We start from the raw sequence: 14,832 nt of genomic DNA on the forward strand, positions 1-14,832 counted from the left end.
ATATATAGAGTTGAACAAAGCAATAAAAGAGGATTGGTTATATACGATATCCCCAAATACAAAATTGATAAATTTCAATTTTAAAGAAATTTGGAGATATAAAGACTTACTTTTTCTATTTGTAAAGCGCGATGTAGTAACCTTATATAAACAAACAATTTTAGGCCCGTTGTGGTATTTTATTCAACCGCTATTTACATCAGTAATTTTTACTTTAGTTTTTAATAATATAGCGAATATTTCCACAGGTAATGGAATACCTTCATTTTTATTCAACCTTGCAGGAATAACATCTTGGAACTATTTTAAAGATTGTTTATCTGGTACAAGTGATACGTTTAAAAAAAACCAAAATATTTTTGGTAAAGTTTATTTTCCACGTGTTATAATGCCGTTATCAGTAGTTATATCAAATTTAATTAAGTTTGGTATTCAGCTTTTAGTTTTTGCTGTTTTTTACATTTATTTTGTGTTTTTTACAAATCAAGCTTTCAGCCTAAAAGTAAGTTCAACATTAGTTTTATTGCCTTTTTTGATATTTATTATGGGAATTTTAGGGCTAGGTTTTGGAATGATAATTTCTTCAATGACTACAAAATATAGGGACTTATCGTTTTTAGTAACTTTTGGTATTCAATTATTAATGTATGGTTCGGCAGTAATGTATCCATTAGATTTAATTAAGCAAAAAGTACAAGATGATAGTATACCTAAAATTGCTGGAAACTTAATAGAATATAACCCGATTACAACAGTTGTTGAAGCTTTTAGAAATATAACACTTGGAACTGGAGATTTTTCTGTATATAAAATTATTTATGCGATAAGCATAAGTATTCTTGTTTTTTTAATAGGTTTAGTTATTTTTAATAAAACCGAAAAAAGCTTTATTGATACAGTATGATTGAAAATAAAGTTATATTAAAAGCAAAAAATATTTCTAAGCAATACCGCTTAGGTGTAGTTGGTACAGGCACGATTAGCCATGATTTAAATAGATGGTGGAGTAAGTTGCGTGGTAAAGAAGATCCTTATTTAAAAGTAGGAGAATCTAATGATAGAAGTGTTAAAGGAGAGTCACAGTATGTTTGGGCCTTACAAGACATTAATTTTGAAGTAAAAAAGGGAGACGTTTTAGGTATTATTGGAAAAAATGGTGCAGGAAAATCCACATTATTAAAAATATTATCTAAAGTTACTGGGCCAACAACAGGAGAAATAAAAACCAAAGGACGTATTGCTTCTCTATTAGAAGTTGGAACAGGTTTTCATCCTGAAATGACAGGTAGAGAAAACATTTATTTAAATGGAGCTATTTTAGGAATGACTAAAAAAGAAATTGCTTCAAAAATTAATGAAATAATAGAATTTTCAGGATGTAAAAGGTATATAGACACACCAGTGAAAAGATACTCTTCCGGCATGACAGTTAGGTTAGCTTTTGCAGTTGCAGCACATTTAGAACCAGAAATTTTAGTGATTGATGAGGTTTTAGCTGTTGGCGATGCTGAATTTCAAAAGAAAGCCATTGGTAAAATGCAAAGTATTAGTCAGAGTGATGGAAGAACAGTGTTGTTTGTAAGTCATAATATGGCAGCTGTAAAAAGCTTATGTAGTAATGCTATTGTTTTGGAACATGGTAAAGTAGTTTATAGAGGAAGCTCTGAAAATGCAGTTGATTATTACTTAAATGAGAGTGCTTTTAGTAATGAAAATAGCGGTGTAGTTTCTTTTGAAAATAAAGAACAGCAAACCCAAATTACTCGTGTAGAAACATTAAAGTCTGATAATAGTGGTGCTAGTAATTTTTTAATGGGCGAACCGATTAAAATTAAAATTAGTGTAATTAATAAAACTAAGTTAAATAGAGTAAAAGCTAGTATTATTATAACTTCTGCAAACGGTATTAAAATTTTTGCCTTACGTTCAAATGAAATGACAAACGAAATGTTTTCAGCTAATGATGATTTTACTTTTATAGTATCAATAAATAGTTTAAAATTAATGCCTAATAATTATTTTTTAACAATTGCATTAGCTGCAAGCGACAATACTATTGAAATACTTGAACAATGTATTTCTTTCGCTGTTGTTGAGAATGATGTATATAAGACTGGAAGAATTCCTAAAGGAAAATTGATAACTTATTCAAATGCTACATGGGAGTTAAATTGAGTTTTAGAAATTTTATTATTAAGAGGTTAAAAGCTTTATTAGTAGAGAAAACACCAGTTTTAATAACATCAAAAGATAGAATAATTGTTGGTGCTAATTCGTATCATAATGGAAATTTTGCTATTCGTGGCGGTGGTTGCAAAGTAAAAATTGGATCATATTGTGCTATTGGCAAAGATGTGAAATTAATACTCAATAATCACGAAACAAGTTTTGCTTCTATGCAATATTCTTTTTATAAAAAATATTTTAACAAATCACCATTTAAAAAAACAAAACCAGATTTTTCAATTATTATTGGTAGCGATGTTTGGATAGGGGATAGTGTGATAATTCTACCTAATGTTACAATTGGTCATGGGGCAGTTATTGGAGCAGGAAGCATAGTAACTAAAAACATTGAACCATTTACGGTGGTTGCTGGAAATCCGGCAAAAGAAATTAAAAAAAGGTTTAATGAAAATATTATTGATGAGCTGTTGAAATCTGAATGGTGGAATTGGGATTTGTCTGAAATAAAAGAAAACGAAGAATTTTTCTTTAAAAATTTAAATAATCACAATGGCTATTAGACTTTATTGGTGGCATGAAAAACGAGCAAGTGGTGATGAAAATTATGGAGATTTACTATCGCAATTTCTTGTTGAAAAAATATCCAAGCAAAAGGTTATAGCAATAAAGCATCCCGCAAAAGGCTTGCACAAATACTTTTTTAAGCATTATGTAACTATTGGGAGCATAATTTCTTCAGCAACAAAAAACTCAATTGTTTGGGGAAGCGGCATTATTAAAAAAGATGAAAAAGTTAGAGATGCAAGATTTGTAGCTGTTAGAGGTCCGCAAACTAGAAAGCGAGTTTTAGACTTAGGCTTTTCTTGCCCAGAAGTTTACGGAGACCCAGCAATTTTATTACCAGAGTATTATAATAAAGAAATTAAAAAGACTTTTGAAATTGGCATTATTCCTCATTATGTAGATTATCAAGCAGTAAATGAAATTTTTAAAAATGAAAAACGTGTAAAAGTAATTAATTTACTTACTAAAGATATAAAGAAAACCACTGATGAAATTTTAGAATGCAAACAAATTATTTCATCATCTTTGCATGGCGTAATTGTGTCGCAGGCTTATAGAATACCTTCGCTTTGGATAAAATTTTCAAATAAACTTTCTGGAGATAATATTAAATTTTATGATTATTTTGAGTCAATGAATATTGAATTTATGGGTGAAGATTTTATTGAACCAAAAAACTTAAATTTCAACTTACTAAAACAAAAACTAGAAAAAAACAAGTCGGTTTTACTACAAGATGAAAATATCTTGGAATTAAGAAAAAAGGAGCTTCTTAAAAGCTGCCCTTTTGCAACATGAGAAAAGGCGAAAACATATCAAAGGATAAACTATTAAACATCGAACCTTGTTCGCACAGAGTTATAATGCCTTTATATATACCAAATGAAGAAGGTTATTATAAAGAGTCTTTTGAAATTTTTGAAATGTGTTTGTTTTCAATTCTTAAAACCGCTATTTCACCAATAAAAGTTTCAGTAATAAGTGGTGGAAGCTGTACAAATGTTCATGCAAAATTAATTAAGTTATATAAAGAAAAGCATATTGATGAACTAGTTTTAGAAAGAGATAATATTGGTAAAATTAACTGTATATTAAAAGCTCTTAGAACAGCAAACGAGCGTTTAATAACAATTACAGACTCTGATGTTTTATTTTTAAACAATTGGGAAAATGAAGTATTAAACGTTTTTAAAACGTTTCCAAAAGCAGGAATGGTTTGTCCAGTTCCAGTTTTCCGTACACATTTAAGATTAACTAGTAATATTTGGATGCGTAATTTATTTTCAAATAAATTAAAGTTTACCTCCGTTAAAAACCCTGAAGCTATGACACGTTTTGCTAATAGTATTGGTTGGCCATGGTTAGATATCAAATATAAAGATGTTATTGCAACTCTAAAAGGAAAAAACAACATGATTGCAGTTGTTGGTGCTTCACATTTTGTAGGTACATATAAGCGCGAAGTTTTTAATAAACTACCTAACAAAAACAGTATTTATGTTCTAGGTGGTGATAGCGAATTTAAATATAATGATGAACCTGTTTTAAAAATGGGCGGATTTAGATTATCTACAAATGATAATTATGCGTATCATATGGGAAATATTTTAGAACCTTGGATGGAAGAAATTTATAGTAACTTAAAAACCCAGTCTAATGTTTATCAAGATTTCAAAGAATTAAAGATTTTAAAATCAAATATAGTAGATTACTTCATATCTGAAAAAATATTTAAAAAACTATTCACAATAAAAGCCTTTAAAAAAAGGGTTTTTAAAATGAAAGGATTGAATAAAGAACAAATTAAAAATTACTTATCATAGTTGATAACCGTAGCGCTTACATATCGTAATAGAGATTTGCAAATAGTAGAAAACTGCTTAGATAGTTTTCAAAATCAAACAAACACCAAGTTTATAGTTGTTTTAGTTGATTATGGAAGTGTAGAAACTTGTAAAAATAAATTATCAATATTAGTTTCTAAGTATAGTTTTGTAAAATTAATTCAATGTAAAACACAACAGCAATTATGGTGTAAATCTAGAGCTATAAACATTGTTTTAAAACCATGTGAAACAGTTTCATTTTTTGTTGGAGATATAGATATGATATATCATCCAAATTTTATTAAAACGCTATTTAATTTGCAAAGTAAAAAAGACTTCTCATATTTTCAAGTTGGATTTTTATCTGAAGCTGAATCTAAAACTAAACAGGCTTTTAACAATTATAAGATAAGTTTTAAATCGACTGAAGAAGCAACAGGAATGACGTTGTATAATACTAATGTTTTAAAGTCAATAAATGGTTACGATGAGTTTTATCATGGTTGGGGAACAGAAGATACTGATGTACATGTAAGATTAAAACAAGCAGGCTTTAATATGAGTTTTTATACAGATAAGGTTTTAATGCTGCATCAATGGCATCCAAAAAACTATAGAAAAAAAAATGACATTACACCTTTTCACACCACATTAGAACAAATAAATCATGAATATCTAAAGTTAAAGCAACAAACAAAAAGTATAAAGGAAAATTTGAATTTTTCTTGGGGAAATTATAATGATGCAGATTATGATGATTTAAATAAAATAGACTTTTCATTTAAATTAACTAATAAAGAATCAGAAATTAAAGCTTTTATAAATAATGTATTATTAGCAAAAAGTAATAAAATAATTCAAGTTAATATTAGCGAGCATGAAGCTTATAAATCATTAAAGCAAGCAATTAAAAGCTTAGTCGGAAAAAAAACAATTCAATTTTTAGAAATGCAAAGGATTAATAATATGCTTCTAGAAGCAATTATTAGTAACTTAAGAGATAAACCGTATAATTTTCAATACCATATAAAGAATCAAACCATTAGTTTGACAATTAAGTTGTAATATATATGAAAATACTTTTGGTGTCTATGAATTCCATTCATTTTGTACGATGGACTGAGCAACTTAAAAATGCAGGGCACGATGTGTATTGGTTTAATATTTTAGATGGAAATAAAGCTGCACGCTTACCTTGGGTAAAACAAATTACAGGTTGGAAACAAAAATACCCAAAATTAAAGGGCAGACATTTTTTTAAAAAGAATTTACCTTTTTTTTATAAGAAGTTTAGTTTTTTAATTGAACATAACACAGTAAAAGCATTTGAAAAAGTTATTGAAAATGTAAAACCAGATGTTGTGCATAGCATTGTATTATATATTTCTTGTACACCTATTTTGCATGTAATGCAAAAGCATTATAATTTACCTTGGATATATTCCTCATGGGGAAGCGATTTGTATTATTATAGAAGTGTACCAAAATTTAAACGTGATATTTTAAAAGTTTTACCTAGAGTAAATTATTTAATTACAGATTGCAAACGCGATATTGAAATTGCAATAGAATTGGGTTTTAAGGGAAATGTATTAGGAACATTTCCAGGAGGAGGAGGTTTTAATTATAGTGAGTTTGATGCATATATAAAACCCGTTTTAGAACGAAAGGTAATTTTAGTAAAGGGGTATCAGGGGCGTTCTGGTAAAGCAATAGAAGTTTTAAAAGCATTGCAGCTTATATCATATAAAATTAAAAGTTATAATGTTATTGTTTTTGGTGCTGATGATGAGGTGGAAGTATTTATAGAGAAAGAAAATTTATCTAACAATTTGAATATTAAATGGTTGTCTAGACAAGATTTTTTACCTCATAATGAAATTTTAAAGCTTATGGGTGGGGCTTTGATATATATTGGGAATAGTGATTCTGATGGTATGCCAAATACACTTTTAGAAGCTATAGCACAAGGTTCTTTTCCAATACAATCGAATCCTGGAAATGCTTCATCAGAAGTTATAACTCATAACAAAAACGGGTTGCTAATCGAAGATTGCAATGATGTAAATGCTATTAGTGAATTAATTTTAAATGCTTTAGAAGATCGTAAATTGATTGAAAAAGCATTTCAAATAAATCAAAATAAAGTAAAGCCTCAATTTGAAAGGGCACTAATAAAAACAAAAGTTTTAGAAGCCTACAATAGTATTAAAGCAAATTAATTCCTTTTAAGTATCCTTTTAAGAAATCACTTAGCATGTTTCTATCTGTTAAAATAAAGTTCAACTGAAAAAATATAAGAATTATATAGTTAAGTTGAAGAAAAACAATCCGTCTTGGAAACCTTAAAAAGGGTTGAAAATATTGAAGTATTTGATGGAATAGTAATATGCCTAAATAAATAAAAGACGTATACCAACGTACTTCAATTTTGGTTAAAACAACTAACGATATAAAGAATGTGTGTAACCAAAAAAAGTTCAAAAATTGATGTGTAAGTCTAAAATTATTGGGAATCAATTTTTTGTATTTAAACCCATAAAAACTAAACATAATTAAGAGTAAAATACCTAAGCCAAATGATTTCCAATATATATGCCTTATAGAATACCAGAAATCATTAACTAATTCTTTTAAAATCCATTTTGGTTTTTTTGAAACAGTCTCAGCAAAAGAATTTGGTAAACTTTTAGTTCCATTTTTAGTAATATAACCTTCAAGTTCACTCCAAGTAACACGAGACCCTTTTTTTATTTTTCCTTCGTAAATATATTGCTGCGACAAATAATTTTTTTGAATCCAAGTTAGTCCGCTTTTTGGGTTTTTATCAACACTAGAAAGTGTTTTAGTATAGTATAATGATGGAGAATGTAGCAATATTCCTATAATTAAGGCCGTTGCCCCAATAATTAATATGTGCTTAATGTTCTTATAAAAAAAGAATATATACCCAGGAATAACTAAAAATGCTAACATGCGAGTGCCAATTAATAGCCCAATAATTACCCCAAGTAGAACTAAATTTTTATTAACCTTATTATTGTGAAACATATTGTAAATACAAAAAAAAGAAAGAATAATTAATAGGTGGAATAAGCTGTCGTTAATACCTTGCCAGTATATTCTATAGGCTAAAAAGGACCCAATAAAAAGTAGAGCAGAATTAAAGTACATGCCACTTAGCTTTAATTTATGCTTGCCAAAATTATATAGCAGATATAATGAAAGTATTGTTGCTATTGCAGAAACAATTCTAAACGTAGTTATGGGATTATTAAATAGAAAATTAAGAGGATACGTAATTAGGTAGAAGACAGGTGAAAAGTTTCCAGAACTCCAAGTGTTAAAAAAGCCATATTTTTCAATATTAGCAAAAACATCTAAAAAACTTGCTTCATCACCAATAGGGCTTTTATAGTTTATAAAGATTTGTGTTTTTAAGGCAAAGTGTATAAACGTAGTTATAAAAGCAGTAATAAATAGCGCTTTTATAGATGTTAGTTTGTCAAATAAAGTTTTTAGCATTTAACTTTAAAATTAAAGATTTTCAAAAGTAATCAAAAATACCTTTTGCCCTGTTCTTTGCTGTTTCATCTGAAAAATATGTATTTTAGCATAACTCATAATTTATATATTAAATGAAGAAAATAGGCTTTATACCATTACGAAAAGGATCTAAGGGTATAGTAAATAAGAACAAGCGTAAAATGCTTGGTAGGCCATTGTTTACTTGGGTTTTAGGTGAGGCTATTTTTTCTAATCTTGATGAGATTTATGTTTACACAGATGATCAACTTATTGTAGACTTTATTAAAAAAGAATACCATTGGACTAATAAAGTAAAGGCACTTTTAAGAAGTGAAGAAAGTGCTAATGACACTGTTTCGACAGAATATGCTATGTTAGAGTTTTGTGGGTCTATAAATTTTAATTTTGATGTGTTTTGCTTGTTGCAAGCAACATCGCCATTTACTAAAAGACAAAATATAAATACGTGTTTAGATAAGTTAAATGATGACTATGATTCTGCTTTGACAGTAGTGAAGACACATCGTTTTTTATGGAATGAAGATGGAAGTCCAATAAATTATAATCCACAAGAAAGGCCACGACGACAAGATTTTGATGGATTATTAGTTGAAAATGGAGCTGTTTATGCAACAACAAAGACAAGTTTGCAACAAACTAAAAACCGATTAGGTAATAAAGTCGCTATTGTACAAATGGATGAAGAATCATTACACGAAATTGACTCTGAAAAAGACTGGTTAGTAGTTGAAAGTTTACTTGTAGAGAGACAAAAACGAGAAAGAACCCTAGATAAAATAACACACTTTGTGTTAGATGTTGATGGTGTTTTTACTGATGGAACAATTACATATTCAAAAGAAGGGGAATTAACTAAAAATTTCGATATGCGTGATGGTATGGGACTAGAGATTTTAAGACAATATAATGTTGAGGTTTTAGTTATGACATCTGAGCAGTCTGAGCTTGTTGCAAAACGTATGCAGAAACTTAAAATAAAAAATGTCTATTTAGGTGTGAAAGATAAATACAGTTTATTGCAGCATATTTTAGAAGAGCAAAACCTATCAATAAATAGTTTTGCTTATATTGGTGATGATGTAAACGATTTAACAAATATTTGTAGTGTAGGTTGGTCGTTAGCACCAAATAACGCAACAAATATAGTAAAGCAACATGCAGATGTAGTGCTTTCTGAAAATTCTGGTGCCGGTGCAATTAGAGAAGCCTGCGATTTTATAATGAATTATAATAAACGATTTTAAGCCCTAACTAAAAAATCATGAATTTATATAAAAGACCCTATGTTATTGCAGAAATTGGATGCAATCATAAAGGCGATTTAGAAATAGCAAAAGAACTCATAAAAGTCGCAAAAATATTTTGTAATGCAGATGCTGTAAAATTTCAAAAGCGAAATAATAAAGAGCTTTTAACAGAAGAACAATACAATAAACCACATCCAAATCCTGTAAATTCTTATGGAGAAACTTATGGCGCGCACAGAGAGTTTTTAGAGTTTAATCTAAAACAACATGCTAAGCTAAAAGAATATTGCGAAGATATAGGTATTACATATTCTACTTCAGTTTGGGATGTAACTTCTGCAAAAGAAATTACGTCTATAAATCCAGATTTCATCAAAATCCCATCAGCATGTAATAATAATGTTGCTATGTTAACATGGTTATGCAAAAATTATAAGGGAGAAATCCATATTTCAACAGGTATGACAACCAAAGGCGAAATAGAAGATTTGGTCAAGCTTTTCAAAAAGCATAATAGAAATAAAGATTTGGTGCTTTACAATTGTACCTCAGGTTATCCAGTTCCATTTGAAGATGTGTGTCTTTTAGATATAAATGTTCTTATTGATAAATATAAAAATATTGTTAAGCACATTGGCTTTTCTGGTCATCACTTAGGGATAGCGGTTGATGTTGCAGCTTATACTTTAGGTGCAAATATTATTGAGCGTCATTATACCATTGATAGAACTTGGAAAGGTACAGACCATGCAGCATCGTTAGAACCTATGGGTTTACGTAAACTATCAAGAGACTTGAAAGCAGTATATAAAGCCCTAAATTTTAAAAGTCAAGACGTTTTACCAATAGAGCAAGTACAACGAGATAAATTAAAAAATCAAAAAGGATAGTTTTTATTTTGAAAAAGAAAAAAGTATTCGTTTTTTTTCCTGATGGTGTTGGTCTAAGAAATTTTGCTTTTACTAATTTTAAAGCAATTGGTGATAACATGGGCTTTGATATTCATTATTGGAACAATACTGTTTTTTCATTAAAAGATAATTTAGGCTTTAAGGAAGTTAAAATTGAAAATCATAATATTCACCTATTAACGCCTATTTATTCACGAGTTAGAAAACGTATTGAATTAAATGTTTCTAAAGAAAAGTTTAATGATAATGTTTATACAACATATAAGTTTCCATTAAATTATAAAGACTTAAAAAACATCATAAAAAGTATTTATATTTCATTATTGATTAGTTTAAATTCTTCTGAAAAAGGAATAGAACGTGTCAGAAAAAAGATTAACAAATTAGAGCGAAAAAAATCTAAATATTTATATTGTAAATCGCAATTACAAGAACATAAACCAGATTTAGTATTCTGTACCACACAACGTGCAACACAATCTATTAGTGCATTGTTAGCAGCCAAAGATTTGGGTATTCCAACGGTTGCATTTGTGTATTCTTGGGATAATGTTCCAAAAGCAATGCAAGTGGTAGAAACCGATTATTATTTTGTTTGGAGCAATTTAATGAAAGCACAAGTCTTACAGTATTATCCTTTTATAAAAGAAGAACAAATATTTGTTACAGGAACACCGCAATTCGAGCCTCATTTTAACGATTCCCTAAAACAGTCAAGAGAAGATTTTTTTAATGAGTATAATTTAGATGTAAGCAAAAAGTATATTTGTTATTCTGGTGATGACGAGACTACCTCCCCATTAGATCAATTTTATTTGGAAGATTTAGCAAATGCTGTTAGAAATTTAAATACTCAAGGTGAAAATTTAGGCATCATTTATAGAAAATGTCCTGTAGATTTTACTGCAAGATATAATGAAGTTATTGAAGCTAATAAAGATATTATTGAAGTTATAGACCCAATATGGAAGCAAGTTGGTAAGCAATGGAATCAAGTTTTACCATCAAAAGAAGATTTTAAAATGTTATATAATATTTGTGAGCATAGTGAATTTGTAACAAATGTATGTTCATCAACGGTTTTTGATTTTGTAACTCACAACAAGTCATGCATCTATTATAACTATGAACAGCCACAATTAAAAAAAGGTATTCGAGATATTGGTCAAAATTATAAATATGTACATTTTAGAAGTATGCCAAGTGATAAAGCTGCTGTTTTTTGTACTAATAAGAATGATTTAGAAGGTTTAGTAAAACAAATTTTAGAGGGCAAACTTTCAAATATTGATGAAGGAAAACAATGGTTTGAAATTGTTGCAGGAAAAACACCAAAAAAAGCTTCAGAGAATATTTGGGAATCTATTAATAGTATATTAACACATTAAATAATGAAAATCTTAGGTTTCATAGATAGGTTATATGACAAGAAAATTTCTTCTAAAGGATTAGGTCTTTTTAGAATATTTTTTTTGTTAAATTTATTATTAGAAGTTATTAGAATTTTTAGATACAGGCAATTATATTTTGATCCAATTCCATTTTTGGAGCCTTTAAGTTTTGATTATACTATACCATTACTCTTGTGGATGTTGGTATTGTTAATGTTAGTTTTAGGTTTGTTTACACGTATTATGTCCATTATTAATTATGGTTTCATTCTTTGGATAGTTAATGCATCAAGCTTTTTTGAATATCATATGAATTACACCTATTTGGGAATAGGTTTTTTAATGATGATTATTCCTTTATCTCAATCTTATTCATTAGATAACCTTTTAAAAAGAAAAAAGAATAATTTTTCACTAAAGAAGTCCCAAACATCAGTATTGTATTATTTTTTAATAATATTTTTTGGTGTAGTTGTAGTATATTTTGATTCAATCTTTTATAAGTTTAAGTGTTTAACTTGGGTTAATGGTCTTGGAATGTGGTTACCTGCATCCCTACCATATGTATCTATTTCTAGCAATCAATGGTTATTAAATCAAGAGTTTTTAATTAAAGCACTAGGGTATTTAACATTTGCTTTTGAACTAGTTTTTCCATTTTTGTTTTTTTTAAAAAAATATAGAACATATTTGTTATTTATTGGTTTAGGATTACATTTTGGGATATTACTTGAATTTCCAATACCATTTTTTGCTTTAGGTGTTATAGCAATTTATATACTAATGGTTCCAGTAAGTTTCTGGGATAAAATAGAAAAACTATTTATTAGCATTTTTAAAAGTAAATATTCAAAAATAAATACAGAAGATATTAATAGCACTACTAATGAAAGAGTACGCCTTATTTTTAATAAATGGAATTTAAGAAAGACGCAATTAATTGCGTTCAAATTATTAATTACTTTTTTTGTGTTTCTTCAACTTAATTCAACTTTTAATTTTCCGTTAAGTAATGGTATAATAAATAAAGTTACTAATAGCTTCCCTTCATCCAAACCTTTCCTAAATGATTTATTAGAAATTAAAGGTACCCTTAGGGTTTTTTCCCATGATTTCTTTGGTATTACTGGACATGGTGTGTTTGTGGATTCTCATTTTAGAGGATATAATAGAATGTTTAATGTAAAGTATAAAGGTGAATTGTTACCAATGTATACAGAAACAGGAATGCCAGGCAAATACTTATTAGGTGGCTCTTGGATAAATTATACCTTTAGAGTTAATAATTCTAATGTTCTAAATAAACAAGAACAATTAAAAAAGGGTTTAATAAGATATACTGCCTTTTGGGCTAAAAAAAATAAAATTGTTTTAGATAATAAAAAGTTTAAAATAATTATGAAAAAAATCAGCGTAACTTTTGAATGGGAGAAAGATTTACTTAAAAACAATTTAGCGACACCTTGGGAAGAGGTTGGAACAATGATTTGGAGTAATAATGAAGCTACTATTGAAATTAATAATAATAAAATAAAATGACAGTTTCAATTTTACAATCTAATTATATACCTTGGAAAGGGTATTTTGACATAATTGCAAAGTCAGATATTTTTGTAATTTATGACGAAGTGCAGTATACTAAAAACGATTGGAGAAATAGAAACATTATAAAAACTCAAAACGGAAATCAATGGCTTACAATAGCAGTAAAACAAGAATATTTAGGTCAAAAAATTTACGAAACTAAAGTTTTTAAAACAAATTGGGCAAAGAAACATGTAAGTACTTTACGGGCTAATTATGCAAAAGCACCATTTTTTAAAGATTATAAAGATGAGATTTTTAAAGTTTATGAAAATGCGTCTTCAAATTTAAGCGAAGTTAATAACGCGTTTATAAAGGTTATTTGTTCAATTTTAAAAATTAATACTAAAATAATAGACTCTAGAACATTAAGTTTAAAAGGGGATAGACAAGAGCGTTTAATTAATGCGTGCAAGTATTTAGGAGCTGATACTTATTTAAGCGGACCAGCAGCGAAAAACTATATAAAACCTAGTTTTTTTGAAGAACACGCTATTAAATTGGAATGGATGGATTATTCAGATTATATAGAATATAATCAGTTACACCCACCTTTTGAACATGGAGTTACTATTTTAGACCTAATTTTTAATGAAGGTCCAAATGCAAGGCATTTCTTAAAATATTAATGTAAATTAAAAGAATGAAATTATCTGTTGTTACAACATTGTATAAATCAAAAGTATTTCTTGATGAGTTCCTTTTAGAAATTGAAAGAGCTATTGTTGAGCTTCAAATTAAAGAGTACGAATTAATATTTGTAAATGATGGTTCCCCAGATGATTCTCTTGAGTTTTTAATTAAAAAAAAGGAAAAAAACTCAAAAATAAAACTAATAGATTTATCTAGAAATTTCGGCCATCATTATGCTATTCAAGCAGGACTATTAAATGCTCAAGGAGATTATGTGTTTTTGATAGATAACGATTTAGAAACTCCACCTGGCATATTAGTACGTTTTTTTGAAGAAATGAGTTTTGATAATAGTTTAAATGTAGTTTATGGTTATCAAGAAAAGCGAAAAGGAAATTTTGTGGAAAAATATTTAGGAAGTATATTCTGGATATTAATTAACAAACTGTCCGATACTAAAATTCCGCATAATATTTTAACTGAAAGATTAATGACTAAAGATTATGTTAAAGCATTGTTAAGCTTAAATGATGCTAATTTATTTTTGGGAGGAATGATGTATTGGGTTGGGTTTAATCAAAAAGGAATATCAGTTAAAAAAAACCAACGGCAAGGAGCAAGTACTTATTCATTAAGAAGTAGAGCTGATTTAATGTTGCAGGCAGTTACATCTTTTTCAGGAAAACCTTTGGTGTATTTATTTTACTTTGGTTTAGTTATTTCATTTTTCAGCATAATTTTTATTATTTACTTAATTATTCAAAAATTTGTTTATATGGATGAAGTTCAATTAGGGTGGACATCTTTAGTAGCAATAAGTGTTTTGGTTTTAGGTGTTATTTCTACCTTTTTAGGAGTTATTGGTATATATGTTTATAAAATATTTCGTCAAGTTCAAGGTAGACCAAATACAATAATTAAAAAAATTTACGAATAAATA

Annotated in this window: 14 protein-coding genes; 13 read left to right on the top strand and 1 reads right to left on the bottom strand. The window is 28.1% G+C overall.

Translation table 11 applies throughout. From position 1 onward, the window contains the following. Positions 1 to 10 precede the first annotated feature (10 nt). From M3P09_RS06620 to M3P09_RS06650, 7 genes are all read left to right on the top strand, one after another. On the top strand, positions 11 to 904 hold the full coding sequence (locus tag M3P09_RS06620; protein WP_249972498.1) for an ABC transporter permease: 894 nt from the start codon (positions 11 to 13) through the stop codon (positions 902 to 904). After that, positions 901 to 2,175 (top strand): ABC transporter ATP-binding protein, encoded by a 1,275-nt coding sequence (locus M3P09_RS06625; RefSeq protein WP_249972499.1) that lies wholly within the window; start codon positions 901 to 903, stop codon positions 2,173 to 2,175. The genes M3P09_RS06620 and M3P09_RS06625 overlap by 4 nt, the downstream gene beginning before the upstream one ends. Continuing rightward, the gene (locus M3P09_RS06630; protein ID WP_249972500.1) at positions 2,172 to 2,747 is read left to right on the top strand and encodes a CatB-related O-acetyltransferase; all 576 of its coding nucleotides are present in this window, start codon (positions 2,172 to 2,174) and stop codon (positions 2,745 to 2,747) included. The genes M3P09_RS06625 and M3P09_RS06630 overlap by 4 nt, the downstream gene beginning before the upstream one ends. Continuing rightward, a complete protein-coding gene (locus tag M3P09_RS06635) occupies positions 2,737 to 3,549 on the top strand; it encodes a polysaccharide pyruvyl transferase family protein (RefSeq protein WP_249972501.1) in 813 nt (270 codons plus the stop codon). The genes M3P09_RS06630 and M3P09_RS06635 overlap by 11 nt, the downstream gene beginning before the upstream one ends. A 65-nt stretch (positions 3,550 to 3,614) precedes the next feature. Further along, positions 3,615 to 4,574 (top strand): glycosyltransferase, encoded by a 960-nt coding sequence (locus tag M3P09_RS06640; protein WP_249972502.1) that lies wholly within the window; start codon positions 3,615 to 3,617, stop codon positions 4,572 to 4,574. Next, positions 4,575 to 5,642, top strand: coding sequence for a glycosyltransferase family 2 protein (locus M3P09_RS06645; protein ID WP_249972503.1), 1,068 nt, complete (start codon positions 4,575 to 4,577; stop codon positions 5,640 to 5,642). It abuts the gene before it with no gap. Between the two features lie 5 nt (positions 5,643 to 5,647). Next, the gene (locus tag M3P09_RS06650; protein WP_249972504.1) at positions 5,648 to 6,799 is read left to right on the top strand and encodes a glycosyltransferase; all 1,152 of its coding nucleotides are present in this window, start codon (positions 5,648 to 5,650) and stop codon (positions 6,797 to 6,799) included. Here the strand turns inward: M3P09_RS06650 and M3P09_RS06655 are convergent. Continuing rightward, positions 6,786 to 8,102 (bottom strand): ArnT family glycosyltransferase, encoded by a 1,317-nt coding sequence (locus tag M3P09_RS06655; protein ID WP_249972505.1) that lies wholly within the window; start codon positions 8,100 to 8,102, stop codon positions 6,786 to 6,788. The two genes, M3P09_RS06650 and M3P09_RS06655, sit on opposite strands and share 14 nt — an antisense overlap. 113 nt (positions 8,103 to 8,215) lie before the next feature. Here M3P09_RS06655 and M3P09_RS06660 point away from each other — a divergent pair, with 113 nt between their 5' ends. From M3P09_RS06660 to M3P09_RS06685, 6 genes are read left to right on the top strand one after another with little or no spacing between them, the layout of a single operon-like run. Then, entirely contained in the window at positions 8,216 to 9,370 is a 1,155-nt protein-coding gene (locus tag M3P09_RS06660) for an acylneuraminate cytidylyltransferase (protein WP_249972506.1), read from the top strand. 17 nt (positions 9,371 to 9,387) lie between these two features. After that, the gene (locus M3P09_RS06665) at positions 9,388 to 10,263 is read left to right on the top strand and encodes an N-acetylneuraminate synthase family protein (protein ID WP_249972507.1); all 876 of its coding nucleotides are present in this window, start codon (positions 9,388 to 9,390) and stop codon (positions 10,261 to 10,263) included. Positions 10,264 to 10,271: 8 nt separating this feature from the next. Then, positions 10,272 to 11,672 carry a glycosyltransferase family protein gene (locus M3P09_RS06670; RefSeq protein WP_249972508.1) on the top strand — a complete coding sequence of 467 codons (1,401 nt, stop codon included), beginning with the start codon at positions 10,272 to 10,274 and terminating at the stop codon, positions 11,670 to 11,672. 3 nt (positions 11,673 to 11,675) lie between these two features. Beyond that, on the top strand, positions 11,676 to 13,214 hold the full coding sequence (locus M3P09_RS06675; protein ID WP_249972509.1) for an HTTM domain-containing protein: 1,539 nt from the start codon (positions 11,676 to 11,678) through the stop codon (positions 13,212 to 13,214). Next, positions 13,211 to 13,888, top strand: coding sequence for a WbqC family protein (locus M3P09_RS06680; protein ID WP_249972510.1), 678 nt, complete (start codon positions 13,211 to 13,213; stop codon positions 13,886 to 13,888). Before M3P09_RS06675 ends, M3P09_RS06680 begins: the two co-directional genes overlap by 4 nt. A gap of 14 nt (positions 13,889 to 13,902) precedes the next feature. Further along, positions 13,903 to 14,829, top strand: a complete 927-nt coding sequence (locus M3P09_RS06685; RefSeq protein WP_249972511.1) for a glycosyltransferase family 2 protein — start codon at positions 13,903 to 13,905, stop codon at positions 14,827 to 14,829. Positions 14,830 to 14,832: the final 3 nt, after the last annotated feature.

The sequence above is a fragment of the Jejuia spongiicola genome (assembly GCF_023502325.1).
GTDB classification, from domain to species: domain Bacteria; phylum Bacteroidota; class Bacteroidia; order Flavobacteriales; family Flavobacteriaceae; genus Wocania_A; species Wocania_A spongiicola.